The sequence below is a fragment of the Chryseobacterium sp. VAUSW3 genome, assembly GCF_002205795.1.
GTDB lineage: Bacteria > Bacteroidota > Bacteroidia > Flavobacteriales > Weeksellaceae > Kaistella > Kaistella yananensis.
Genome location: NZ_NIUY01000002.1, coordinates 243,636 through 268,179 on the forward strand (window position 1 = coordinate 243,636; position 24,544 = coordinate 268,179).

25 protein-coding genes are annotated in these 24,544 nt (G+C 38.4%); 24 read left to right on the top strand and 1 reads right to left on the bottom strand.

Annotated features, from left to right (window positions below; genetic code table 11):
* Positions 1-67 precede the first annotated feature (67 nt).
* The 20 genes from CDW55_RS06335 to CDW55_RS06430 all read left to right on the top strand — a co-directional run bounded on the left by CDW55_RS06335 (position 68) and on the right by CDW55_RS06430 (position 19,361).
* A complete protein-coding gene (locus tag CDW55_RS06335; RefSeq protein WP_088469527.1) occupies positions 68-625 on the top strand; it encodes a vancomycin high temperature exclusion protein in 558 nt (185 codons plus the stop codon).
* An 84-nt stretch (positions 626-709) separates the two neighbouring features.
* The gene (gene udk, locus CDW55_RS06340) at positions 710-1,327 is read left to right on the top strand and encodes a uridine kinase (protein ID WP_088468926.1); all 618 of its coding nucleotides are present in this window, start codon (positions 710-712) and stop codon (positions 1,325-1,327) included.
* 2 nt (positions 1,328-1,329) lie between these two features.
* A complete protein-coding gene (locus tag CDW55_RS06345) occupies positions 1,330-1,683 on the top strand; it encodes an FtsB family cell division protein (protein ID WP_088468927.1) in 354 nt (117 codons plus the stop codon).
* 3 nt (positions 1,684-1,686) lie between these two features.
* On the top strand, positions 1,687-2,850 hold the full coding sequence (locus CDW55_RS06350; RefSeq protein WP_088468928.1) for a methylmalonyl-CoA mutase family protein: 1,164 nt from the start codon (positions 1,687-1,689) through the stop codon (positions 2,848-2,850).
* A gap of 6 nt (positions 2,851-2,856) precedes the next feature.
* Positions 2,857-4,023: a class I SAM-dependent methyltransferase gene (locus CDW55_RS06355; RefSeq protein WP_088468929.1), complete on the top strand. Its 1,167-nt coding sequence runs from the start codon at positions 2,857-2,859 to the stop codon at positions 4,021-4,023.
* A 131-nt stretch (positions 4,024-4,154) separates the two neighbouring features.
* Positions 4,155-4,409, top strand: coding sequence for a hypothetical protein (locus CDW55_RS06360; RefSeq protein WP_088468930.1), 255 nt, complete (start codon positions 4,155-4,157; stop codon positions 4,407-4,409).
* A gap of 99 nt (positions 4,410-4,508) precedes the next feature.
* Positions 4,509-5,891: a dipeptidase gene (locus CDW55_RS06365; RefSeq protein WP_088468931.1), complete on the top strand. Its 1,383-nt coding sequence runs from the start codon at positions 4,509-4,511 to the stop codon at positions 5,889-5,891.
* Positions 5,892-5,945: 54 nt separating this feature from the next.
* A complete protein-coding gene (locus CDW55_RS06370; RefSeq protein ID WP_088468932.1) occupies positions 5,946-6,650 on the top strand; it encodes an SDR family oxidoreductase in 705 nt (234 codons plus the stop codon).
* Positions 6,651-6,784: 134 nt separating this feature from the next.
* On the top strand, positions 6,785-7,531 hold the full coding sequence (locus CDW55_RS06375) for an electron transfer flavoprotein subunit beta/FixA family protein (RefSeq protein ID WP_088468933.1): 747 nt from the start codon (positions 6,785-6,787) through the stop codon (positions 7,529-7,531).
* Positions 7,532-7,560: 29 nt separating this feature from the next.
* A complete protein-coding gene (locus CDW55_RS06380) occupies positions 7,561-8,508 on the top strand; it encodes an electron transfer flavoprotein subunit alpha/FixB family protein (protein ID WP_088468934.1) in 948 nt (315 codons plus the stop codon).
* A gap of 159 nt (positions 8,509-8,667) precedes the next feature.
* Entirely contained in the window at positions 8,668-10,038 is a 1,371-nt protein-coding gene (locus tag CDW55_RS06385) for a sensor histidine kinase (RefSeq protein ID WP_088468935.1), read from the top strand.
* 84 nt (positions 10,039-10,122) lie between these two features.
* Positions 10,123-10,719, top strand: a complete 597-nt coding sequence (locus CDW55_RS06390; RefSeq protein WP_088468936.1) for a bifunctional nuclease family protein — start codon at positions 10,123-10,125, stop codon at positions 10,717-10,719.
* A gap of 16 nt (positions 10,720-10,735) precedes the next feature.
* Positions 10,736-12,058: a nucleoside permease gene (locus CDW55_RS06395; protein WP_088468937.1), complete on the top strand. Its 1,323-nt coding sequence runs from the start codon at positions 10,736-10,738 to the stop codon at positions 12,056-12,058.
* An 87-nt stretch (positions 12,059-12,145) separates the two neighbouring features.
* A complete protein-coding gene (locus tag CDW55_RS06400; protein WP_088468938.1) occupies positions 12,146-13,324 on the top strand; it encodes an acetyl-CoA C-acyltransferase in 1,179 nt (392 codons plus the stop codon).
* 111 nt (positions 13,325-13,435) lie between these two features.
* Positions 13,436-14,917 carry an MFS transporter gene (locus CDW55_RS06405; protein ID WP_088468939.1) on the top strand — a complete coding sequence of 494 codons (1,482 nt, stop codon included), beginning with the start codon at positions 13,436-13,438 and terminating at the stop codon, positions 14,915-14,917.
* A gap of 119 nt (positions 14,918-15,036) precedes the next feature.
* Positions 15,037-15,963, top strand: a complete 927-nt coding sequence (locus tag CDW55_RS06410) for a mevalonate kinase (protein WP_088468940.1) — start codon at positions 15,037-15,039, stop codon at positions 15,961-15,963.
* 48 nt (positions 15,964-16,011) lie between these two features.
* Positions 16,012-16,905, top strand: a complete 894-nt coding sequence (locus tag CDW55_RS06415) for a UbiA family prenyltransferase (RefSeq protein WP_088468941.1) — start codon at positions 16,012-16,014, stop codon at positions 16,903-16,905.
* A 120-nt stretch (positions 16,906-17,025) separates the two neighbouring features.
* Entirely contained in the window at positions 17,026-18,141 is a 1,116-nt protein-coding gene (locus CDW55_RS06420) for a pseudouridine synthase (protein ID WP_410492771.1), read from the top strand.
* A 130-nt stretch (positions 18,142-18,271) separates the two neighbouring features.
* On the top strand, positions 18,272-18,763 hold the full coding sequence (locus CDW55_RS06425; RefSeq protein WP_088469529.1) for an RNA polymerase sigma factor: 492 nt from the start codon (positions 18,272-18,274) through the stop codon (positions 18,761-18,763).
* 4 nt (positions 18,764-18,767) lie between these two features.
* The gene (locus tag CDW55_RS06430) at positions 18,768-19,361 is read left to right on the top strand and encodes a hypothetical protein (RefSeq protein WP_088468942.1); all 594 of its coding nucleotides are present in this window, start codon (positions 18,768-18,770) and stop codon (positions 19,359-19,361) included.
* A 61-nt stretch (positions 19,362-19,422) separates the two neighbouring features.
* On the opposite strand, the gene CDW55_RS06435 is transcribed toward CDW55_RS06430, so the two are convergent.
* Positions 19,423-21,642 carry an NADP-dependent isocitrate dehydrogenase gene (locus tag CDW55_RS06435; RefSeq protein ID WP_088468943.1) on the bottom strand — a complete coding sequence of 740 codons (2,220 nt, stop codon included), beginning with the start codon at positions 21,640-21,642 and terminating at the stop codon, positions 19,423-19,425.
* 158 nt (positions 21,643-21,800) lie between these two features.
* Here CDW55_RS06435 and tpx point away from each other — a divergent pair, with 158 nt between their 5' ends.
* The 4 genes from tpx to CDW55_RS06455 all read left to right on the top strand — a co-directional run bounded on the left by tpx (position 21,801) and on the right by CDW55_RS06455 (position 24,456).
* On the top strand, positions 21,801-22,298 hold the full coding sequence (gene tpx / locus CDW55_RS06440) for a thiol peroxidase (RefSeq protein ID WP_088469530.1): 498 nt from the start codon (positions 21,801-21,803) through the stop codon (positions 22,296-22,298).
* Between the two features lie 107 nt (positions 22,299-22,405).
* On the top strand, positions 22,406-23,623 hold the full coding sequence (locus tag CDW55_RS06445; protein WP_088468944.1) for a DUF763 domain-containing protein: 1,218 nt from the start codon (positions 22,406-22,408) through the stop codon (positions 23,621-23,623).
* 29 nt (positions 23,624-23,652) lie between these two features.
* Positions 23,653-23,979 carry a cupin domain-containing protein gene (locus CDW55_RS06450; RefSeq protein WP_088468945.1) on the top strand — a complete coding sequence of 109 codons (327 nt, stop codon included), beginning with the start codon at positions 23,653-23,655 and terminating at the stop codon, positions 23,977-23,979.
* 63 nt (positions 23,980-24,042) lie between these two features.
* A complete protein-coding gene (locus tag CDW55_RS06455) occupies positions 24,043-24,456 on the top strand; it encodes an SRPBCC family protein (RefSeq protein ID WP_088468946.1) in 414 nt (137 codons plus the stop codon).
* Positions 24,457-24,544 lie beyond the last annotated feature (88 nt).

Sequence of the window (24,544 nt, forward strand, 5' to 3'; positions counted from 1 at the left end):
AGGTTTGAAAAGAATTTTAAACATACTAAAATCTTTTTTTACGCTGGTAGAAATTGGTGTTTTGCTGATGATTTTGGCAAATGTGTGGGTGTATGCATTAACGAATGGACGTACCTACACCAGAATTTCTAAGATTCCACCGCGGGAAACAGCTTTGGTCCTGGGAACTTCCCCGAAGATGAAATCCGGACTCTCAAACCCCTATTTTACTTCTCGGATGGATGCTACCGCTTTGCTTTACCACCACGGAAAAATTAAAAAAATTATTGTGAGTGGCGAAAAAAGTCCGGGTTACGATGAGCCTTTTGCGATGAAAAATTATCTGGTTTATCAGGAAGGAGTGCCGGAACGTATCATTATTGAAGACCCCAAAGGTTTTAAAACCCAAGCCAGCATCAGCAATTGCAAAAATATATACCAGCAGAACGATGTGATAATCGTTTCGCAGGGTTTTCATAACCTTCGTGCGCTTTTTTATGCGCGGAATAATGATATGAATGCGCTGGGATTCGATGCGCAAGATGTTTTAAGCAACCAGAGTTATTACCGCAATCAGTCGCGGGAATTTTTGGCCCGTGTGCTGGCGGTGGTTTATTATGTGTTTGGAATTGAAAGAAAAGGATGATTTTCCCGGAAAATTGTGTAAATTCATAACTTTAATTTTTATTAAAACCCATACATAATCTTATATTTGCAGAAATTATAATTTATGCTCGTTATCGGAATTGCAGGAGGTACAGGCTCCGGGAAAACTACCGTTGTAAACAAAATTCTTCAGCAACTGAATGCTGAAGGTGTAAATGTTCTGTCTCAGGATAATTATTATCATGATAACCAGCAGCTTACATTGGCAGAACGCGAAGTTTTGAATTACGATCACCCAAAGTCCATCGATTTCGAACTTTTGATTTCACATGTTAAATCTTTGAAAAATGGGGAAGCGATCGAGCAGCCAATTTATTCGTTTGTAACCCATTCCAGAACCGGTGATCATGTACAGATTGAGCCGAAAAATGTATTGATCGTTGAGGGAATTCTTGTACTGACAAACCCTGAACTTTTAAAGGAATATGATCTTAAAGTTTTTGTTCATGCAGATTCCGACGAAAGGTTGATCAGAAGAATTCGACGCGACACTCAGGAACGGGGCCGCGATCTGCAGGAAGTGCTGCACCGTTACCAAACCACGCTGAAACCCATGCACATGGAATTTATAGAACCATCGAAAAACGAAGCTGATCTTATCGTTCCCAACATGAAACAAAATACAGTGGCGATTGATTTCCTTTCAACGGTAATCAACAATACGCTGAAAAAAACACATTGATTATGAAAGAATTAATTAAAGACATCAAGCCGAAAACGCCTGCTTTAAAATTCATTCAAAAATACGTTCTGAATAAATATTTCATTACCATTTTCCTTTTTTTGGTTTGGATGGTCTTTTTCGACAGCACTTCATTTCTCGTAATCAACGAAATGAACGGCGAAATAAACAAGTACGAAAAGCAACTGGCTTATTACAAAGAAGAGTACCAAAAGAACGATGCTTTCTACAAAAAGCTCATGAACAACAAATCTGAAAAGGAGAAATTTGCCCGCGAAAATTATTTCATGAAGAAGCCCAATGAAGAAATTTTTATTTTAGTGGTAGATAGTACGAATATTACGAAAACACAGTAAAAAATGTTCACAAAGACCTCGCTTTCCGATTGGGAAAATCTTGTTCAGAAACAACTGAAAACCGAAAATATTTACGAAATTCTTTCAAAAGAAAATCTCGAAGGAATCATTGTGAAGCCTTTTTACGACTCAGTAGAAAAACCGCTGGAGAATTTACCCAAAATTGAGGAATCAACCCAATTGGTTGCAAAATACCGCGAAGATCTTGAAGAAAATGTTTTTGCTTTTCTCCTGAACGAAAACGTAGAAAATCTTGAAGAAAAAGTACTGTTCATCAATAACAAAGACCTTGCTGAACATATTTCTCCCGATGAAAATAACCGCTGTCTTTCGCTCATCGACATTTTTTCTGAAGAAAACGGTGAAGTTAATGAACAGCTGGGAAAAGAACTTCTGGCCAAAGATTTCGAAAGAAATATCTGCATTGACGTAGCCTTTCATCAAAATTCCGGTGCATCAATTGTACAGCAGCTTGCTTTTGCACTGGCCAAAACGAAAGACCTAACCGAAATTTTCGGTGCAGAAATCTTAAACAAGTTCGTTTTTAGATTTGCGGTAGGCGCGAATTATTTTTTTGAGCTTGCTAAAATCCGTGCATTTAAACTTCTTTTTATTCAGCTTTCGAAAGAATTCGGTAAAAATGAAGTTCCCTATATTTTTACTGAAACTTCTCTGAGAAACAAATCAAAAAATGAACCTGAAAACAACCTGATTCGTTCTACATTAGAGCTTTCCGCGGCAATGATTGGCGGTGCAGATGCAGTTTTCAGCAATGATTTCAGACTTGAAAATGCTACTGCACTTTCCGAAGAAATTTCGTTCAAACAGCAGATCGTTCTGGCTTACGAAAGTATTATCAATGTTTTTGAAGACGGCGGAAACGGCAGTTATTACATTGAAAATATTACGCAGCAGTTCGCAGAAAATGCATGGAAATTATTTTTGGAATTAGAAAATAACGGTGGTTACTGCGAAAATCTAAAAGCTGGTAGAATTCAGCAAATGATTTATGAGCAGGCTGTTAAAGAACAGAGTTGGGTTGAGGCAGGTAAAATAAAACTCATCGGCATAAATCTTTATCCGAAACACGAAAAAACAAAATCGGTGGAAGAACTTTATGATTCATCAGTGATTAAACCGGTGCGCTGGGCTGAAATGTTTGAATAATATGAGATGAAAACAGGCATAAATCCTTCAATTCTTACCGAAGAAATTCAAAATTATATCAATGCAAATCTCACGGCTGATTTGCATTCTTTGTTACTGAAAAAGTCGCCGTTTCCGGACGTTTCGATGCACGAAATTGTGCAGCAGATTAAAGGAAAAAAAGTTGCACAGAAAAAGTTTCCGTTTCTGCTTCGGGATGGCATTATTTTTCCGCCAAATCTTAATCTGGAACAGGCTTCGTCGCAATCAACAGCAGAATTTAAAGCCAAAATTTTAAAAGGGAAAAATTTTCTTGATCTCACTTCAGGATTTGGAATCGATGCGTATTTTTTATCTCAGAATTTTGATGAAGTTACGCTTGTTGAACAGAATACCGAACTCCTGGAAACAGTAAAACACAACTGGAAAATTCTCGGCAGAACCGCAAATTTTCTCAATCAAAATTTGGAGGATTTCCTTACTAAAAACACCAATAAATTTGATTTAATATATCTTGATCCGGCGCGGCGCGATGCTCAGAAAAACAAAAAATTCCTTCTGGAAGACCTTTCGCCGAATTTACTCGAAATTCAGGAAAAATTGGGCGAGATTTCAGATGAAATCATCATTAAACTTTCCCCGCTCATCGATATTTCATATCTGCTTTCTGTCGTAAAAAATGTATCGAAAATTGAAATTATTGCAGTGAAAAATGAGGTGAAGGAACTTCTGGTTTTTATAAGCAGGAAAAATTCCCACACCGATACAGAAATTAAATGTGTAAATCTTGAAAGTACAGATCCGGATTTTGTTTTTGTTTTTAATGATGAAAAAAATGCGGTTGCAGAATATTCTGATCCGCATAATTTCCTTTATTTACCGAACAATGCGGTTTTAAAATCGGGGGCTTTCAATGCTGTTGCAAAAAAGTTTAAACTTTTAAAGCTTCATGTGAACACCCATTTTTATACATCGGATGAGGTGGTTGAAGATTTTCCGGGAAGAGTGCTGAAGGTTGGTGTTACTGCGCCAAAACAGATTCTAAAAGGCGAGAAATTCAATATTATTTCGAAAAATTATCCGCTTTCACCCGATGAAATTAAGAAAAAATATAAGATTTCAGATGGCGGAAAAACCTATTTAATTTTTACCCAAAGCCAGAAAGGGAGAATTATTTTAAGATCTGTTGAATAATCTTTGAAATATTTGGGGCAAATCGTAATATTTCTTACTTTTGGCCAATCAAAAAGTTGATCTGGGATCGCCATGGTTCATAATGCATATTCAGCGGTTGCATAAGACTTTATAAAAAATAGAAATTACTTATGAAAAAAATTATTTTAGTTTTTGCATGTGCAAGTTTTGTGGTGAGCTGCAAAAAAATTCAGGCAGGTTCCAATAAAGGAGTCCTGAAAATGGAAGAAGGTGCAGAAAGATATTCTGATGATGTAAAAGGCACTTATGTTGAAGCTCCTGCCGCTAATGTTGCCGAATCTGCAGTGGCTCAGGATTCAGTGAGAACTGCTGACGTAAAAGAAGTACAAATTACTGCAGACAGTACAAAAACAGCTGTAAAATAGTACACCGTATTATATAAAAAGAAGAAGATGTCTTGCTTATGCAGGACATTTTTTTTATTTTTACAAGATTCGATTTTTAATAATTTAAGTAAAAATAAAATGCAAGAAACCCTAAATTACATCAACGAAAATAAACAGAGGTATGTTGATGAACTCTTTGAACTGCTGAAGATTGCATCGATTTCTGCAGATCCTGCATACAAAGACGAAGTGCTGAAATGCGCTGATGAAGTTGCCAAACACCTGAAAAATGCAGGTGCAGATCATGTGGAAGTTTGTCCAACCGAAGGTTATCCTATTGTTTATGGAGAAAAAATCTTAGATAAAAATTTACCAACTGTTCTTGTGTACGGTCACTACGATGTGCAGCCGCCAGATCCGCTGGAATTATGGACAAAACCTCCATTTGAACCTTATATCGAAAAAACGGCACTCCATCCGGAAGGCGCTATTTTTGCCAGAGGGGCAGCGGATGATAAAGGCCAGTTTTTCATGCATGTAAAGGCGTTTGAAGCCATGATGAAAACCAATACTTTGCCATGTAACGTGAAATTTATATTAGAAGGTGAAGAAGAAGTAGGCTCTAAAAGTCTGGAAGGTTTCGTGAAACAAAACACCGAGAAACTTGCCTGCGACACGATTTTGATTTCCGATACGCATATTTATTCGAACGAACAGCCTACAGTAACTACCGGTTTGCGCGGTTTGAGTTATGTTGAAGTGGAAGTGGAAGGACCAAACAGAGATCTCCATTCCGGACTTTATGGCGGTGCGGTTCCAAATCCAATTCATGTGCTTTCCCGAATGATCGCCAATTTAATTGACGAAAACGGACACATTACCATCGACGGATTTTACGATAACGTGGATGTGGTTTCCCAGGAAGAAAGAGCAGAAATGAACAAGCTGAAAGATGATCCCGAAGGTTTCAAAAAATCAATCGGATTGAACGGAGTAGAAGGGGAAACAGGTTATACGACTTTAGAAAGAACTTCGATCCGCCCAACTTTAGACTGTAACGGAATTTGGGGTGGCTACACCGGCGAAGGTGCGAAAACAGTAATTCCGAGCAAAGCTTTTGCGAAAATTTCCATGCGTTTGGTTCCTTACCAGACTCCGGATGAAATCACGGAAAAATTCACCAAATATTTTGAAAAAATTGCTCCTGCCAACGTAAAAGTAAAAGTTAATCCACATCACGGCGGAATGCCATACGTTTTACCAAGCGATACCAAAGAATTTGTGGCAGCGAAAAAAGCGATGGAAACGGCTTTCGGTAAAGAAGTTTTACCGTACAGAAGTGGCGGAAGTATCCCCATTACAGCGATGTTTGAGCAGGTTTTGGGAGCTAAATCTGTTTTGATGGGATTCGGTTTAGATTCCGATGCTATTCACTCGCCGAATGAGCATTATGGATTATTTAATTTCTATAAAGGAATCGAAAGTATTCCGCTTTTCTTTGAAAATTACGCGAAAGCATAACATTATAATGCCTCATTCTGAGGCATTTTTTTAACAATTAAAAATCAGAAAAAGATGAAAGATAAAGTAGCTTATATCACCGGCGGAACCAAAGGAATTGGTTTCGGAATTGCCCAGGTTTTACTGAAACACGGAATTAAAGTCGCGGTTTCCGGCAGAAAACAGGAAGACGCGGAAGAAGCAGCCAGAATTTTATCGGAAGATGATACAAGAGTTTTCGGAATTGCCTCTGACGTTAAAAATTTTGAGGACGAAAAAGCTGCAGTTTCAGAAATTGCTAAAAAATTCGGCAGATTAGATTATGTGATCGCAAATGCAGGTCTCGGAATTTTCAAACCTGTTGACGAACTTTCGTTAGAGGAATGGAATGATATGATCGATACTAACCTTAGTGGTGTTTTTCATACGCTGAAAGCCTCGGTGGATGAACTCAAAAAATCTGAGGGTTATTTCATCAGTATTTCAAGCTTGGCCGGAGCCAATTTCTTTGAAAATGGTAGCGGATACAACGCTTCTAAATTCGGAGTTGTAGGCTTCACGCAGGCTGCAATGATCGATTTGCGTAAATACAACATCAAGGTTTCAACCATTATGCCTGGTTCGGTTTCCACTTATTTTAATGGTAATGACCCTTCTGATAAAGATGCATGGAAAATTCAACCTGAAGATCTGGGCGAACTGGTTGTTGATATTTTCAAAATGAATCCACGTGCTTTGCCAAGTAAGATCGAGATCAGACCTTCCAAACCAAACAGTTAATTATGTATAAAATATCAAATTTTTGCTAAATGCTATGCATGCATAATATATTATTTTTATCTTAGCGAAAATTACAACCGTATATTTATTAAAAAACTTAGGCTTAAAAACCAAAAATCAAAAATAATAAACACATGAAAATATTAGTTTGTATCAGTAGTGTTCCCGATACTACTTCAAAAATTAATTTTACAGCAGATAAATCTGCGTTCGACAAAAACGGAATCCAGTGGGTAATTAATCCTCTGGACGAATTCTCTTTAACAAAAGCAGTTAAGCTACAGGAATCTCAGGGAGCTACGGTGACAGTTGTGAATGTAGGAGACGCTTTAACAGAGGCTGTTATCAGAAAAGCACTGGCTATTGGAGCAAATGATGCCATCCGAGTAAATACAGAAGCTAAAGACAGTTTTTCTGTAGCGACAGAGATTGCGAATATTGCTAAAAATGGCGGCTACGATTTAATCCTTTGCGGTAAAGAATCCATTGATTATAACGGTGGTGCGGTACCGGGAATGGTAGCTCAGTTACTCGATCAGCCTTTCGTAAATGCATGTGTAGGTCTTGAAGTAAACGGTTCTGAAGTAAATGCAGTAAGAGAAATTGAAGGTGGAAAAGAAACCATTTCGGTGAAATTACCCGCAGTAATCGCAGGACAGAAAGGAATGGTAGACGAAAAAGATTTAATCATCCCGAACATGAGAGGAATTATGTCGGCAAGAACAAAACCATTGCATATTCAGGAGCCGGTAGGTTCGGAAGTTAAAGTGGAAGGTGTCTCTTACGATGCGGTACCTGCAAGAGCAGCGGTGAAGATGGTTGCTGCCGATAATATCGGTGAGTTGGTAAGACTTCTTCACGAAGAGGCAAAAGTGATTTAATCTAAGTTCAACATTTAAAATTCAAAAAAATGGCAGTATTCGTATACGCAGAAAATATAAACGGAATTTACAAGAAAGCTGCTTTCGAGGCGGTTTCGTATGCAAAAACAGTAGCTGGTCAGCTTGGTGAAACAGTGACTGCAATTTCCGTGAACCCTACAGATTCATCAGACCTTTTGTATAAATATGGTGCAGATAAAGTCATCAATATCAAGGATGAAGGGTTGAAAAACTTCAGTGCAAAAGCTTACGCAAAAGCAGTAAGTGAAGTTGCTGACGGAAATATCATTGTGTTTCCTCACACGACCGACGCTTCTTCTGTTGCACCCATGTTGGCGATTATGAAGAATTATTCTTTAATTACCAATGTTTTAGAAGCTCCGGAAAGCGTTACGCCTTTCCAGGTAAAGAGAAGAGCATTTTCAGGAAAAGGATTTATGCATGCTAAAGCTGATGCGTCGGGCGTTATTGTAACCGTTTCACAGAATGCTTTTGGTGTGAAAGAAAATCCTGCTTCAGGAACTGAGGAAGTAAAAAATCTGACCATCGAAAATGAAGATACCAAAGTACTTTCTCACGAACAAAGTTCAGGAAAACTTGATCTTAAAGAAGCTGAAGTAGTAGTTTCTGCCGGACGTGGAATGAAAGGACCGGAAAACTGGGGAATGATTGAAGACCTTGCAGCGACTTTAGGTGCAGCAACTGCATGTTCGAAACCTGTTTCAGATATCGGTTGGAGACCGCATTCTGAACACGTTGGGCAAACCGGAAAAGCAATTGCTCCGAATCTTTACATCGCAGTAGGTATTTCGGGTGCAATTCAGCATTTGGCGGGAGTTAACTCTTCTAAAACCATTGTTGTAATCAACAGCGATCCCGAAGCGCCGTTCTTCAAGTCAGCAGATTACGGAATTGTTGGCGATGCGTTCCAGATTATTCCGGAACTTACTCAGAAAATCAAAGCATTGAAAGGTTAATTTAAGCCTCAATAGTTGTTACTGAAAACGCTGAAATTTTTTCAGCGTTTTTTTTGTGTTCATGTAAGTATTTTCTTAAAGATTATTTTTTAACATATTCCTCATCAAAAAATAAGTAAATTTACTTTCAAAAGAGATTTCAGGTTAACAATTATCAGGATGGAAGTGTTTGTTTGGAACATGGCCATATCTTTCCAGCTGCTTTTCATTATTGTCAGTGGAGTGATCTTTTTGTACCTGCGCGACAAGAGTTTCAAGTATTACGGACTTTATAATATTTTTCTGATTATTTATGTGCTGAGCCGTTCCGATACAGTCTACTACGGATTTGAAGACCTCTTAAAACCAATTTTCGGCAGCGAGGACGCTGAGATGATTACGACCATTCTTAACTTCCTTGTTCCAATCATTTTTTACACCTTTTATTCAATCTTTGCATTTTATTTCCTGGATTTTGATAAGAATGCCAAGAAATATTTTAAACGTACAAAGTGGGTTGTTAACTTTATGGCTTATCTGTTCGTCGGATTCGCTGCATTGTGTATGGCGATGCGGAATGCCGATTTGTTTGTTACGCTTTACCTTTATATTTATGTACCGGTAATGCTTGTAATTTTTGTCCTCACACTTATGCAGGCGATACAGCGCTCCGGTGAACACAAATTCTTTTTTCTAATTGGTGTTGTGGTATTTGTTTTCTGTGCATTAGTTGCTTTGGCTGGAAGTTTTATTCCGTCGCTCGGTATGGAAAATCCAATCACATTTTTCTTCATCGGAAATATTATTGAAACTATTTTTTTCAGCCTTGGTTTGGCCCACAAAGTAAAACTGATAAATGAAGAAAGAAACCGCATTAATGTTAGCGTAACAAAACACCGGCATCAGCAGCAAATCAGCAAACTCCAGGGACTGTTGGAAGGTGAGGAGAAAGAACGTAAAAGAATTGCAGAAGAGCTGCACGATGGCATTGCAGGAGATTTATCTGCCATAAAATATAACCTGGCCTATCTGAAACTCAAGAACAAAAACCCCGAAAATGAAGAGGTCCTTCGGGATGTAACACAGATCATCGATAAATCCTGTATCCAGATCAGGGAAATTTCGCATAACCTTTCGCCATCTTCTATTACCAATTTTGGCTTGATTACCGCCCTGCAGAATTTCTGTATGAAAATTGAAAATATTTACGGAATTCCAATCAGATTTACTTCTACGGGGGAACGTATTGAACTTGATAAAGTCATCGAAACTCACATTTACAGAATTGTGCAGGAATTGGTAAACAATATCATCAAACATGCAGAAGCCAAAACTGCTGAAGTAATGATTACGCACCGGCATCCTCATATTACAGTATCAGTGAAAGATAACGGCAAAGGCTTTGAAATGAAGAAAAATAACAAAGGAATAGGATTTGGAAATATCGATTCGCGTATTCGTTTTATGAATGCTAAATTCAGTAAAACAGAGAGCAAAACCGGCAGTTCGTTCCTCATCGAAATCAATATTGATAATCTGCCCCAAACCTGATGAAAAATGCTGTTTTTAATCAAGTATTTCAATAAATATTTTTAAACTAATTTCAAATCTAAAAATTCAATTATATTTGTAGCTATGGATTACAAAAGATTAATCATACGCGGGATTTCTTACAGCCAAACACAGTCCGGTGCTTATGCACTCCTTTTGGAGCATGAGGAAACCAAAGTGAAACTGCCTGTAGTGATAGGAAATTTTGAGGCCCAGTCTATTTCTTTGGGATTAGAGAAAGATATTCATCCGCCGCGCCCGTTAACTCACGATTTGTTTGCCAAATTTGTGTCGATTACCAATTATGAGCTGGTTTCTGTTGTTATTTACCAAATTATCGATGGGGTATTTTTTTCAAATCTGAATTTTAAGAACAAAACTAATAACGAAGAGCTGATAATGGATGCACGAACTTCGGATGCAGTCGCGATGGCTGTACGTTTCGATGCACCGATTTATACGACTCCTCAGGTACTGAGCGAGGCGGGAATCCTTCTGGAACTTGAAGAGCCTGCACCTCAGGACAGCGATTCAGAACAAATATCTGCAGAAGGAGATTTGGCTTCCCTCACTTTACAGGATCTTCAGAAACTTCTGGAAGAAGCGGTGAAAGATGAAGACTTTGATGCTGCGATGGAGCTTCAGCAGGAAATAAAAAAGAGAAATAAGAAGATTGAATAATATTGATAATTAAACTATGAATTTAAAATTACGACTTACCATTGTTAGCTTTCTGCAGTTTTTTGTGTGGGGAGCGTGGCTTACAACCTTAGGAACTTATGGTTTTGCATATAAACAATGGAGTGGGGCTGAGTTTGGTGCCGTTTTTTCAACTTTAGGAATAGCTTCCATTTTTATGCCTGCATTAATGGGAATTGTTGCAGACAAATGGATTAATGCTGAAAAACTTTACGGAGCTCTCCACATTTTGTATGGTGTCACACTTTTTCTTTTGGCTAAAACAGATGATCCTACAACATTTTTTTGGATTTTATTAATAGGAATGTGTTTTTATATGCCAACACTTTCACTCTCGAACTCGATTTCTTATAAGCTTTTAAAAGACAGTCATTATGACGTGGTAAAAGTGTTTCCGCCTATTCGGGTTTGGGGTACAATAGGCTTTATCGCCGCCATGTGGACTACCAATATTTTTAGTGATGAACAATCATTTTCTGATTTTGGAATCAGCGTAGGTAATTCACTTGCCAATATTTTTGGAAACTCGCTGAATGCAAACCAATTTTATCTTGCGGGAATTTTTGCCATCATATTAGGAATCTTTGCTTTCTTTTTACCTAAATGTCCGCCGCCAAGATTGATAAGTCAAAATGCTACAATTACCCAGAAGCTTGGTCTGGACGCGTTCAGTCTTTTTAAGCAGAGAAAAATGGCGCTCTTCTTTATTTTTTCAATGTTCTTGGGTGCAGCGCTTCAGCTGACGAATATGTACGGAGACACCTACCTGAAAGATTTCGGTAGTGTGGAAGCATTTAAAGATTCTGCAGTGGTGCAGTATTCTACTATGATAATTTCGATTTCGCAGATTTCAGAAACCTTATTTATCCTTGCAATTCCATTCTTCCTTTATAAATTTGGAATTAAGAAAGTAATGCTGATCTCGATGTTTGCATGGGTTCTTCGTTTTGGATTTTTCTCAGCGGGAGCTCCGGAAGGGTTCGGTTTGTTGTTGATTATTCTGTCCAATATTATCTATGGGATGGCATTTGATTTCTTTAATATTTCAGGCTCTTTATTTGTTGAGAGTACTACCGACAGTAAGATACGTTCCTCTGCTCAAGGTCTGTTTATGATGATGACCAATGGTTTCGGAGCAATCCTTGGAAGTGCTGTGAGTGGTTGGGCTATTTCAAGCTTCTTTACTACTCAAGATGGTGGAAAAGCGTGGCACGAAATCTGGCTTGTTTTTGCCATCTACGCTTTTGTCGTTGCGATATTATTTGCAATATTGTTCAAACACAAACATAATCCGGAAGTTTTAGCCGACGTAAAACATTAAAATTTCGCCTTGAATAAAGCAAAACACACTTTTTTTAAAGTGTGTTTTTTTTTGTAATTTGCCGTATTAAAATTTTAAAAATCACACATGCAAGAAGTATTCATTGTATCGGCAGTTCGTACGCCAATGGGCAGTTTTCTGGGCAGTTTATCCACAGTTCCTGCAACAAAATTAGGGTCAGCAGCAATTAAAGGAGCGTTAGAAAAAATTAATCTTGATCCGAAAATGGTTCAGGAAGTATATATGGGGAATGTTCTTCAGGCAGGCGAAGGACAGGCGCCGGCACGCCAGGCAGCTTTGGGAGCAGGTTTGTCTAATGAAACGCCTTCTACAACAATCAATAAAGTTTGTGCTTCCGGGATGAAAGCGGTAATGATGGGTGCACAGTCTATTAAAGCGGGCGACCAGGATATCATCGTGGCTGGTGGAATGGAAAATATGTCTTCAGTCCCACATTATTTTAACGCACGTAATTCAACCAAATTAGGAGATGTTAAAATGCAGGACGGTTTGGTTTTCGATGGTTTGACAGATGTTTACAACAAGGTTCACATGGGTGTTTGTGCAGAAAAATGTGCAGCAGAATACGAAATAACAAGAGAAGACCAGGATAACTTCGCGGTTGAATCATACAAGCGTTCGGCAAAAGCGTGGAGCGAAGGTAAATTTAATGATGAAGTAGTTCCGGTTGAAATTCCGCAGAGAAAAGGGGAGCCGATTATTTTTTCAGAAGATGAGGAGTACAAATCAGTAAACTTCGACAGAATCGATACTTTACCAACAGTGTTCCAAAAAGAAAATGGAACCGTAACTGCGGCAAACGCTTCAACATTAAACGACGGTGCTTCGGCTTTGGTTTTAATGTCCAAACAAAAAATGGAGGAATTAGGTTTAAAACCTTTGGCGAAAATCGTTTCTTATGCTGACGCAGCTCATGAACCGGAATGGTTTACCACCGCTCCGTCTAAAGCTTTACCAATTGCGCTTAAAAAAGCAGGTCTTGAAATTTCAGATATTGATTTCTTTGAATTTAATGAGGCTTTTTCGGTTGTAGGCTTGGCAAACAATAAAATTTTGGGACTGGATGCTGAGAAAGTAAATGTAAACGGAGGTGCGGTTTCCCTGGGTCATCCGCTCGGAAGTTCAGGATCGAGAATTATTGTTACTCTAATCAACGTTCTTAAACAAAACAACGGAAGATATGGTGCCGCGGCAATATGCAACGGTGGCGGAGGTGCAAGTGCGATGGTGATCGAGAATCTATAAACTGTACTCTGCACATTCGCTTTAATAATGAAGCCATTAAGAATTATTAATGAATTTTTTCATCAGATTCTTAATGGTTTTTCTATTTTTGTTCATTAATAAACTATTCCAATGCCCGATAACGATAATCTTACGAACCAAAACATTAAGAATAATCCCAAAATCATGAAAGCCTGGGCTTATTATGACTGGGCCAATTCAGTATATTCTTTGGTAATAACTTCAACCATTTTTCCGATTTATTATTCGATTCTTACCACTGCGACAGAAAAAAGCGAATATGTTGCAGAAACTGGGCAATGGATAAAAGTTCCGGTAAGACATATGATTACGTTATTTGGTAAGCAATACCAGCCGGATGCGATTTACGGCTATTCGCTTACGATTTCGTTTCTGATTGTAGTTTTGCTTTCACCAATTCTCTCTTCTCTTGCCGATACCATCGGGAACAAAAAATCTTTTCTGCAGTTTTTCTGTTATTTAGGTGCAACTTCCTGTATGGGATTGGCCATGTTTACAGGCATGCAGAATGTTTTTCTCGGACTGCTCTTCAGTGTTACGGCGAGCGTAGGTTTTTGGGGCAGTTTGGTATTTTATAACTCATTTCTCCCCGATATTGCAACACCGGACAAACAGGATGCGCTTTCTGCCAAAGGATATGTTTACGGATATTTAGGATCTGTAGTATTGGTCGTAATATGTCTTGTTTTGATTCAGGTTTTCGCAAAAACTCCGGAGGAAGCTAAAATGTACACCCGCATTTCTTTCCTTATTACAGGAGCCTGGTGGTTTGGGTTTGCACAGTACACCTTCAAGCATCTGCCACAGTTCGGGAATGTAAAAGACCAGTTGCCGAAAGATCTGGTGTTGCTCAATTATAAAAATATATTTAAAAAACACGAAGAACAGGGCGGTTTCTGGGAAGTTTTAAAAGACAATATCGATTTCTATATTGATATTGCGCGACAGAGTTTCCGCGAACTCTTCAAAGTCGGAAGATCTTTGTTTGCAGACCGCAATCTGAAATTTTTCCTTTCCAGTTTTTTCTTTTACAGTGTCGGTATGCAGACGATTTTTTTAATGGCTACGCTCTTCGGCAAAAGCGAAATCAATCTCGAGCAGGATAAATTGATCCTTACTTTGTTGCTCATACAGATTGAAGCTATTTTTGGTGCGCTGTTCTTCTCTTGGTTATCAAGAAAAATCGGCAATAAAAATGTTATTTCAATTGCAATTATTTTGTGGATTGTAGCTTGTTTATCAGCTTATTATCTTAACAAAGAAAATCCAAATGTTGAATATCAGTTTTACGGAATTGCAGGAATTATCGGACTTGTAATGGGTGGTTTACAAGCAATGTCCCGATCTACCTATTCAAAATTACTGCCGGAAGATTCCATGGATAACACTACCTTTTTCAGCTTTTACGATGTTTTGGAAAAACTGGCGATCATTTTAGGAACTTTCATTTTTGCGACAATGATCGAGAAGTACCATAATATGAGGTTTGCAGCCCTTTCAATGTCGATATTTTTCTTTGCAGGATTGGTATTGATTCGCTTTTTAAAGGTAAAAATGGTAAAAGAAAAATAAGTATTTGACTGTTTAAAAATATTGCAGTATTCTGGCGCTATTTTTGAATATCACACAATATATTTCTAAAGATATTTTTTGTAAATTTGCAACTGAAAATCAACGGATTAAATTAAAGAATGACGAATCCACTTTTTTACGCTAAAATCCTTTTGTTCGGTGAGTACGGTATTATCGAAGATTCTCAGGGTCTCACGGTACCTTATAGTTTCTATAAAGGAACGTTGAAGTTTTCTGATCTAAGCAGCGAATTCGAAAGAAAGTCGAATTTATCCCTTAAAAAATATTCAGATTATCTAATGAATATTGAGTTGGATGAAAAATTTAAACTCAACATCGCTGATTTTCAAAAAGACATTGCTGGTGGACTTTTCTTCGATTCGAATATTCCACAGGGATATGGCGTAGGAAGTTCCGGTGCTTTAGTTGCTGCAATTTTCGAAAAATATTCTTTCATAAAATATACACCCGAAAGTATTTCCAAAAGTGAACTAAAGGAACTTAAAAAAGTTTTTGGCATCTTGGAAAGTTATTTTCATGGTAAAAGTTCAGGCATCGATCCTTTAATTTGCTACATGAATCTTCCGATTCTTATCGAAAATAAAGAAAATGTTGACCGGGTTTCTATTCCGAAAAGTGAAGAGGGCAAAGGCGCGATTTTTTTAATCGATTCAGGAATGACCGGCGAAACTGGTCCTATGGTTCAGATTTTCTTTGAAAAAATGAAAACCGAGGGCTTTCGTAAGACCATGAAAGAAGAATTTATCCGCTACAATAATGCCTGTATCGATGCTTTCCTGAAAAAAGAAATGAATCCGTTTTTCAGAAATCTTAAAAATCTGTCGGTTTGGGCTTACGAACATTTCAAACCAATGATTCCGGAAAGCATTTATAAAGCTTGGAAAAACGGCCTCGATACCAACGCTTATTATCTTAAACTTTGTGGCAGCGGTGGCGGTGGTTATATTTTGGGTTTCACCAAAGATTACGCAAAGGCAGAAAAAATGCTTGAAGGATTTCAGAAAGAAGTCATCTACAGATTCTAGAATTTTCATATCGTAAAAAATAATTGTTTTTATCTGAAGCGGGCTTAAATGAAGAAAAAACCTATTTTTTACAGAACATCGCAGCTTGTTGGCTTTCTCCTCGGAGCACGTATTTTCGTCGCGGTATTACTTACGTTTGCATTATACGTTTCCACCTTTTTTCTTTTTAATCAGGAAGAGAGTCTGAGGGATTTTGTTTTCGATTTCAAAGTTCACGGGATTATTTTCTGCACCGTTTTAAGCATTTTGGCGGGCGGAATTATCAACCAGTTCTACGACCGTGAAAAAGATCAACTTACAAAGCCTTTCCGGACTAAGATTCAGAATTTCTTAAAGCAGAAATATTTTCTTTATGCCTATTTAATTTTAGTCGCAATTTCGCTTACCACGGCGTTTCTTATTTCGCAGCGGGTTTTCTACTTTTTCCTGATTTATCAGTTTTTTATGTGGTTTTACAGCCATAAACTCAGTAAAATTCTTATACTGAATAACATCACTTTTGTGAGTTTGACACTTTATCCTTTCTTTGGGATGATGGTTTATTACCATACATTTTCGGGAAAAGTATTTCTTATGGCAGTTTTTCTGTTTGTGATGCTTTTGATGATCGATATCGTGAAAGATATTTTAACCAAAAATGCGGATAAAATTTTTGGTTATACGACGATTCCCAATACTTTTGGAACGCACAATGCAGTGAATGTTGTTGTGGCTCTTTCCGTCCTGTTATTTACTGTTTCAATGCTGATTATCAACAATACCGGAATTCACAGCATTTTACCACTTTATTTTGCCGCCGGGTTATTTGTAATCATTTTGTCGGTTTATCTTCTCTTAAGTTCAGTGAAAAAGTCGAATTTTATTGTACTCAATATTTTTAGGATCTGGGTTTTTGTCGGAATTATTGCCATGCTGCTGGATGGTATCATTGAAAGATTTTAAAAAAATTACTTCTCTTTAAATGTATTTATTTCAATACTTAATGGTTGAATCTGAGCCGTTTAAAAAGAATTGTCGATATATCAGCGAATTAGTTTTATCTTTGCAAAAATTTTTCAGACAATGAGCCGAGATCGAAACAGCAACAACAAACCCAAAAAAGTAAGAATTTCTAAAATTTCCAACTCTGGAAGTTCAAGACCAGCTCCTTCACGTGCCCGCGTCTCAAAGCATGAAAATACTGAGGATAGAAAACCTGCAAAAGAACCTAAGAAACCTAGAGAACCAAGACTGATGTCGCAATCTGAGGCGAAATCTTTCGAAAAAACATTTGATAAATCCGCCTCCCGCAAACCGGCAGGAAAAAGGTCCGGAAAATCATTCGATACCCGCGATAAATACGAAAAAGGAGACCGGAAATCTGGAACTAAACTTTTCAAAAATTACGAGAGACCACAGGGTGAAAACGAGAAAACCAGATCTTTTGTTCAGAAAAGAAGATTCGATAAACTCGCCAAAGAAACGCCAAAAGAAAGCATCCGTTTAAATAAATATATCGCCAATTCCGGAATATGCTCCAGAAGAGAAGCCGATGAACTGATCACCCAGGGATTGGTTCAGGTGAACGGAAAAGTAGTCACAGAAATGGGCTATCAGGTTCAAAAAACCGATAAAGTAATTTTCGACGGACAGGGAATTACACCGGAGAAACCAGTGTATGTACTTTTAAATAAGCCAAAAGGTTACATTTCAACTACAAAAGATGAAAAAGCCAGAAAAACAGTAATGGATTTGGTGGCAAATGCATCACCGTACAGACTTTTTCCTGTGGGTAGGCTCGACCGTTCTACCACCGGAGTTATTCTGTTGACCAACGACGGACACATGACCAAAAAATTAACGCATCCTTCCTTCAACATGAAGAAAATTTATCATGTTACTTTAGACAGAAAACTCGACAGAGCCGATCTTAACGCCATTGCAGAAGGAATCCGTTTGGAAGAAGGTGTCGCTGAAGTCGACAGTATTTCATATATCGAAGGAAAACCAAAAAACGAAGTGGGAATTGAAATCCACATCGGCTGGAACAGGGTAGTGCGAAGAATTTTCCAAAGGTTAGGTTACGAAGTTGAAGCACTCGACAGGGTAATGTTCGCAGGATTAACCAAGAAAAATATTAAGCGCGGACACTGGAGAATTCTTACCGATCTCGAAGTGAACAATCTTAAAATGATGTAATATTCTAATGATTGATTACTAAATACAAAGCCTTTCTGTTGTGTGCAGAAAGGTTTTTTTTCGTTCACGCAGAATATTTCTGTAACAAATATTTTAAATTGCTACTTACTTCACAGATTACTGTATGATGATGCCAACAGTGGAAAAAGAATTTTTAGAAAGAATAGAAAAACACAAAGGGGTGATTTTCAAGATTTCTAAAATGTACATGGATAATTTCGACGACCAGAAAGATCTTTTCCAGGAAATTACATTCCAGGTTTGGAAGGCTTATCCGTCTTTCGAAGGCAGAAGCGCTTTTTCTACCTGGCTTTACAGGATCGCGCTGAATACCGCAATTGTATTTTTAAAGTCTGAAAAGAAAAGAAGTTTCATTAAAAACGATGAAGTCGCAGATTTTAAAATAAAACATGAAGATTATAACGATGAAGAGGAACTGAAACTCCAGAAAATGTACCGTGCGATTAACCAGCTTAATGCCATCGATAAAGCCCTGATTTTTTATTACCTGGAAAACTATTCCGGAAAAGAAATGGCCGAACAGCTCGGGATTTCCGAAGTAAATGCAAGAGTAAAACTGAACCGCGCCAAAGAAAAACTAAAAGAACTCATTAATCACTAAGGTTATGGAATTAAATCACTTAAAACAACTGTGGAGCAACGAAAATATCGCTGAAACTCCCGAAATTTCAACCGAAAAACAAAACGAAATACATCTTCCGCTTGAAAAAATACGGAAGAATATGCGACAAGAGTTTTACTGGACCGCAGTAATTTTTGTACTCATAATTCTGTTCTTTCTGCTGGTCGATATGCATTTTTTCAAATTCAAAGTCTATATTATCACTTTGGTGGCCACCATGATGCTGATTACGAGTTTCTATTTCTTTAAATTCTTTCAGCTTTATAAAAATATCAGTACCATTAACCTGAACACATGGGATGCACTCAAGGATTTAAAATACCAGTTTAAGCTTAATGAGCAATATTATATGGCTTTTTATATTGCGTTTGCACCGTTTGTGGTGTGCGAGATGCTGCTGGTTTTTGAATATTCGCCGCCTCTGAAGGAGATTACAGGTCTGAGATTTATCCTTACGTTTCTGGCCACCTGCATCGGGACATTAGGTGCGCTGTATTTTTTCGGTAAGTTTTGGTTTCAACGGTATTATGGAAAATATTTCAACCAGATTTATAAAATCATTGATGAGCTGAAATAAAAAAAAACTTCCCGGAAATTCGGGAAGTTTTTATTTTCAGTCTGAGGTTAAATAGTCAAACTTATATTGTTTTGATGATCTCATTCAATGTTGCGCTTGGTCTCATCGCTGCATCGGTTTTGCCGAAATCTGGCTTGTAGTATCCACCGATGTCCTGTGGTTTGCCCTGAGCTCCGATTAGTTCTTCATTGATTTTAGCTTCGTTTTCAAACATCGCTTTTGCAATTGGTTGGAAAATTGCAGCCATCTCAGCATTTTTAGTCTGGTTGGCTAAAGCCTCTGCCCAGTACATCGCCAGATAGAAGTGTGAACCTCTGTTGTCGATAGATCCCACTTTTCTTGCCGGAGATTTGTCTTCCGCAAGGAATTTTTCGTTCGCTACATCCAACGCATCTGCTAAAATCTGTGCTTTTTCATTGTTCTGAGTCTGTGCTAAATGCTCTAAACTTGCTTGTAAAGCCATAAATTCACCCAGAGAATCCCAACGTAAATAACCCTCTTCTATAAATTGCTCGACGTGTTTCGGTGCAGAACCTCCGGCTCCGGTTTCGAAAAGTCCGCCGCCATTCATCAACGGAACGATAGAAAGCATTTTTGCGGATGTTCCAAGCTCAAGAATCGGGAAAAGATCGGTCAAATAATCTCTTAATACATTTCCTGAAACAGAAATAGTATCCAAACCTTTTCTGATTCTTTCTAAAGTTAAAGTCATGGCGTCAACAACGCTCAAAATCTGAATATCGAGGCCTGTGGTATCGTAATCTTTTAAGTATTTCTCAACTTTTTTAATCATTTCGCGGTCGTGCGCTCTCTGATCATCAAGCCAGAAAATTGCCGGAGTGTCGGAAAGTCTTGCTCTGTTTACGGCAAGTTTCACCCAATCCTGAATTGGTGCATCTTTCACCTGGCACATTCTGAAAATATCGCCTTTCTGAACATCCTGTTCCATGAAAATATTTCCGTCCGCGTCAGAAACTTTTACTTTTCCGTCCGCGGTCATCTGGAAGGTTTTATCGTGAGAACCGTATTCTTCAGCTTTCTGGGCCATTAAACCAACATTCGGAACCGAACCCATGGTGCGTGGGTCGAGTGCTCCGTTTTTCTTCATATCGTCAATTGCAGCCTGATAGAATCCCGCATAATTTCTGTCCGGAATCATGGCGATGGTATCTTCTTCCTTGCCCTCTTTATTCCACATTTTACCGCCACCTCTGATGAGTGCAGCCATAGAAGCATCTACAATAATATCGGATGGTACGTGGAAGTTGGTAATTCCTTTATCCGAATTTACCATCGCTACAGCCGGTCCGTTAGCCAAAGCTTTTTCGATGTCGGCCTTAATTTCAGCTTCCTGAGAATTGCCTGCGATTTTATCAAATAAATCCTGAAGTCCGTTATTCGGATTGATATCAAGTTCATTGAACAGATCTGCATATTTTGTGAAAACGTCGTTAAAGAAAACCTGAACCATCGCTCCGAAGATAATTGGATCAGAAATCTTCATCATGGTCGCCTTCAAATGTCCTGAAAGTAAGACGTTAGCTGCTTTGGCTTCAGCAATTGTATCTGCGACGAAACTTTTCAGCGCTGAAAGATTCATTACGGAAGTGTCGATGATTTCTCCCGCTTTCAAAGGCGAAAGTCCTTTCAATTCCTTTACAGAACCATCATTTCCGAAAAATTCGATTTTAAACTGAGAATCGTTTTCTACAGTTAGCGATTTTTCTGTTCCGTAAAAATCTCCGCTGTTCATATGGGCAACTTTCGTCTTTGAATCTGCAGCCCAGATTCCCATTCGGTGTGGATTGGCTTTTGCGTAATTTTTCACTGCTTTTGGTGCTCTTCTGTCAGAATTTCCTTCTCTCAGTACCGGATTTACCGCACTTCCCAAAACCTTTGCATATTTTGCTTTAATGGCTTCTTCTTCAGCATTTTTAGGCTCGGCCGGATAATTCGGAACCGCAAAACCCTGCTTCTGCAATTCTGCAATCGCTTCATCAAGTTGTGGTGCCGATGCTGAAATATTCGGAAGTTTAATGATATTTGCTTCCGGCGTTGTTGCTAATTTACCAAGTTCTGCCAAAGCGTCTTCAACCTTTTGGCCGTCATTCAGAAATTCCGGGAAATTGGCTAAAATTCTTCCTGAAAGTGAAATGTCTTTGGGCGAAATTTCAATATCTGCAGTTTTAGTAAAAGCTTCAACAATCGGTAAAAAAGAATGGGTGGCCAACATCGGCGCTTCATCGGTCCAGGTGTAGACGATTTTGGATTTTTCTGACATTATGCTAGTATTTGTTTTTTAATTTAAGAAACACAAATTTAAGGAATTTTAAAGGAGTACGAAAGTGCGCACGACTGAACTTTAAGATTAATTTAACCTTTGTTTCAAATATTTTTAAGCTTAATATCGCTATTTTTGAGAAACAAAAAAATAATATTATGGCACAGATTACATTAAAAGGAAATACGGTACACACCATCGGCGATTTGCCTGAAAATGGATTGACAGTGAAAGATTTTGCTTTGGTAAATGATAAACTCGAGGTAAAAGTATTATCTGATTACGACGGAAAAAAGAAAATCTTTAATATTTTCCCAAGTATTGATACAGGGATTTGCGCAGCGTCTGCAAGAAAATTCAACGAGAGCGCCGGCGATTTGGAAAATACCGTGGTAATCAATGTCTCCAAAGATTTACCTTTCGCACTTGGAAGATTCTGTGCAGCTGAAGGTTTGGATCATGTAGAAACGCTATCAGATTTTCGCGGAAGTTTTGGTGATGATTTCGGCGTAACAATTACCGACGGACCAATGGAAGGCCTGCTAAGCCGTGCAGTGATTGTAACCGATGAAAATAATCATGTTATTTACTCCGAACAGGTTCCTGAAATCACAACCGAACCTGATTACGATGCTGCGTTAAACGCGGTAAAGTAAACTTTCGACTAAATTTATGCTTAGAAATCAAAGATTTTCTCCCTGAGAATCTTTGATTTTTTGTCTACGCAAAAAGCGAGATGAGAATTAACCACTAAACAAATAAAATGAAACGCTCCGGTTCAGCAGATTTGCCGCTTCATTATGGCTATGTTCCGCAATGGCTGTACGAACGCATGTCTAAACTTGGGCTAGCTGTTTTCGAGGTAATTCTTGCCGACTATGGGAAAAATGAAATCATTCGCCGGATGAGTGATCCGTTTTGGTTTCAGAGTCTGGGAGCGGTGATGGGCATGGACTGGCATTCATCGGGGGTTACGACTTCGGTGATGGGCGCGCTAAAAAGAGCAATTAATCCAAATTCCAAAGAACTAGGCATCTACATCGCCGGAGGAAAAGGAAAGTTTTCTAAAGAAACCCCAAACGAACTGCTGAAAATTGCAGATCTCACCGGCCTTAATGGAAATGAGCTGGTAAAAGCAAGCAAACTGTCGGCTAAAGTCGATAATACTGCAATACAAGACGGTTACCAACTTTATACACACAATTTTATTCTTAATGATGAAGGCAGTTGGACGGTCGTGCAGCAGGGAATGAGCGGAAAAGATAAAACCGCACGCCGGTATCACTGGCATTCTGAAAATTTAAAATCTTTTGTAGATGAGCCACACTCGGGGATTTGTGGCAAAAACCAGGGAATCATCCTCGATTTGACTGCCAAATCTGCAGTTGAAAACCGAAAAGACATCATCGAAATCTCTCACGAGCCTCCAGAAAAAATCATGAAGGAAGTTTCGCTGATTCTTCCTGCCCATCATGATGTGCAGGCCTCGGATGTAAATTTAAAACGTCTCGGGACAATCCTGTCCATGACCCGCGAAATGCAGCCCGAAAATTTCGAAGATTTACTTTTGCTTAAAGGTGTTGGTCCGCGAACGATGCAAAGTCTGGCCTTGGTTTCCGAAGTAATTCATGGTGCACCGTCCAGATTTCAGGATCCTGCGAGGTTTTCCTTTGCTCATGGTGGGAAAGACGGACATCCTTTTCCGGTTCCTACCAAGATTTATGATGAAACGCTGGATATCTTAAGAACCGGAATCGAAAAATCAAAACTGGGAAATTCAGATAAAATGCAGGCCATCAAAAAACTTCACGAAATTAATGTCAAACTGGAGGAAAACTTTACGCCGGATTTTGATATTCAAGAAGTAATTGAAGAAGAACTGAACAATTCCTGGCGTTTTGGCGGCAAAACTGTTTTTGGCGATGCGAAACCGTCAGGCAACAGAAAACCTGATGGTGGAATTCAACTTTCGTTGTTTTAAATAAAAGTTCAATAAATCAATAAGAAATCATGGCAAAAACTTTCGAAAAAGCAACAGTTCTTAATTTCAAAGAAATGATTGATTACGCGCAGGGTGGAGTAGTCAGCAAACAGGTGCTGAAAAACTCAGCCGGGAATATCACACTATTTTCGTTTGATAAGCACGAAGGGCTCAGTGAGCATAGCACTCCCTATGATGCGTTGGTAGAAGTAATTGAAGGAGTGGTGGAAATTACCATTGGTGGTGAAAAATTCACGCTTTCCGAAGGTGATTCTGTCATTATGCCCGCAACAGTTCCTCATTCGCTACACGGCGTGGAGAGATTCAAAATGCTGCTGACGATGATTAAAGGATAATTATTCTGGAATTTTTACCTTTAAATTTTAATTAATTTAAAAGAAACTTTTTAAAAATAAATTATGGAACCTATAAAAATAGATATCGCAATTTTAGCACCTGTACAGAAAGTCTGGGATTATTTCAATAAGCCTGAGCATATTGTGAACTGGAATTTTGCAAGTGAAGACTGGCACTGTCCTACAGCCTCAAATGATTTACGCGTTGGCGGTAAGCTTGAAACCAGAATGGAAGCCAAGGACGGGAGTTTCGGATTCGATTTCGTGGGAATTTACGATGAAATTATCCCGCTGAAACTCATCCGGTATTATTTGGAAGACGGCAGAAAAGTTGAAGTCTATTTTCAGGAAATTGATCTCAATACCACGAAAGTTACAGAGGTTTTCGATCCTGAAGCGGCCAACTCTGCAGAAATGCAGCGCGAAGGTTGGTATGCGATCCTCGATAACTTCCATAAGTATGTTGAGAATAATTGATTTTTTAATCTTTTAATACAAAGATTTTTCTGCTATTGATGCATTAATGATTTTTAGCAGGTAGGGGCTCGGTCATCATATGGAAATT

What these genes read in the sequence shown, in the direction of transcription:
- CDW55_RS06335 (WP_088469527.1), top strand. Translation starts at nt 68, where the DNA reads ATGATTTTGGCAAATGTGTGGGTGTATGCATTAACGAATGGACGTACC.
- udk (WP_088468926.1), top strand. Translation starts at nt 710, where the DNA reads ATGCTCGTTATCGGAATTGCAGGAGGTACAGGCTCCGGGAAAACTACC.
- CDW55_RS06345 (WP_088468927.1), top strand. Translation starts at nt 1,330, where the DNA reads ATGAAAGAATTAATTAAAGACATCAAGCCGAAAACGCCTGCTTTAAAA.
- CDW55_RS06350 (WP_088468928.1), top strand. Translation starts at nt 1,687, where the DNA reads ATGTTCACAAAGACCTCGCTTTCCGATTGGGAAAATCTTGTTCAGAAA.
- CDW55_RS06355 (WP_088468929.1), top strand. Translation starts at nt 2,857, where the DNA reads ATGAAAACAGGCATAAATCCTTCAATTCTTACCGAAGAAATTCAAAAT.
- CDW55_RS06360 (WP_088468930.1), top strand. Translation starts at nt 4,155, where the DNA reads ATGAAAAAAATTATTTTAGTTTTTGCATGTGCAAGTTTTGTGGTGAGC.
- CDW55_RS06365 (WP_088468931.1), top strand. Translation starts at nt 4,509, where the DNA reads ATGCAAGAAACCCTAAATTACATCAACGAAAATAAACAGAGGTATGTT.
- CDW55_RS06370 (WP_088468932.1), top strand. Translation starts at nt 5,946, where the DNA reads ATGAAAGATAAAGTAGCTTATATCACCGGCGGAACCAAAGGAATTGGT.
- CDW55_RS06375 (WP_088468933.1), top strand. Translation starts at nt 6,785, where the DNA reads ATGAAAATATTAGTTTGTATCAGTAGTGTTCCCGATACTACTTCAAAA.
- CDW55_RS06380 (WP_088468934.1), top strand. Translation starts at nt 7,561, where the DNA reads ATGGCAGTATTCGTATACGCAGAAAATATAAACGGAATTTACAAGAAA.
- CDW55_RS06385 (WP_088468935.1), top strand. Translation starts at nt 8,668, where the DNA reads ATGGAAGTGTTTGTTTGGAACATGGCCATATCTTTCCAGCTGCTTTTC.
- CDW55_RS06390 (WP_088468936.1), top strand. Translation starts at nt 10,123, where the DNA reads ATGGATTACAAAAGATTAATCATACGCGGGATTTCTTACAGCCAAACA.
- CDW55_RS06395 (WP_088468937.1), top strand. Translation starts at nt 10,736, where the DNA reads ATGAATTTAAAATTACGACTTACCATTGTTAGCTTTCTGCAGTTTTTT.
- CDW55_RS06400 (WP_088468938.1), top strand. Translation starts at nt 12,146, where the DNA reads ATGCAAGAAGTATTCATTGTATCGGCAGTTCGTACGCCAATGGGCAGT.
- CDW55_RS06405 (WP_088468939.1), top strand. Translation starts at nt 13,436, where the DNA reads ATGCCCGATAACGATAATCTTACGAACCAAAACATTAAGAATAATCCC.
- CDW55_RS06410 (WP_088468940.1), top strand. Translation starts at nt 15,037, where the DNA reads ATGACGAATCCACTTTTTTACGCTAAAATCCTTTTGTTCGGTGAGTAC.
- CDW55_RS06415 (WP_088468941.1), top strand. Translation starts at nt 16,012, where the DNA reads ATGAAGAAAAAACCTATTTTTTACAGAACATCGCAGCTTGTTGGCTTT.
- CDW55_RS06420 (WP_410492771.1), top strand. Translation starts at nt 17,026, where the DNA reads ATGAGCCGAGATCGAAACAGCAACAACAAACCCAAAAAAGTAAGAATT.
- CDW55_RS06425 (WP_088469529.1), top strand. Translation starts at nt 18,272, where the DNA reads ATGCCAACAGTGGAAAAAGAATTTTTAGAAAGAATAGAAAAACACAAA.
- CDW55_RS06430 (WP_088468942.1), top strand. Translation starts at nt 18,768, where the DNA reads ATGGAATTAAATCACTTAAAACAACTGTGGAGCAACGAAAATATCGCT.
- CDW55_RS06435 (WP_088468943.1), bottom strand. Translation starts at nt 21,642, where the DNA reads ATGTCAGAAAAATCCAAAATCGTCTACACCTGGACCGATGAAGCGCCG.
- tpx (WP_088469530.1), top strand. Translation starts at nt 21,801, where the DNA reads ATGGCACAGATTACATTAAAAGGAAATACGGTACACACCATCGGCGAT.
- CDW55_RS06445 (WP_088468944.1), top strand. Translation starts at nt 22,406, where the DNA reads ATGAAACGCTCCGGTTCAGCAGATTTGCCGCTTCATTATGGCTATGTT.
- CDW55_RS06450 (WP_088468945.1), top strand. Translation starts at nt 23,653, where the DNA reads ATGGCAAAAACTTTCGAAAAAGCAACAGTTCTTAATTTCAAAGAAATG.
- CDW55_RS06455 (WP_088468946.1), top strand. Translation starts at nt 24,043, where the DNA reads ATGGAACCTATAAAAATAGATATCGCAATTTTAGCACCTGTACAGAAA.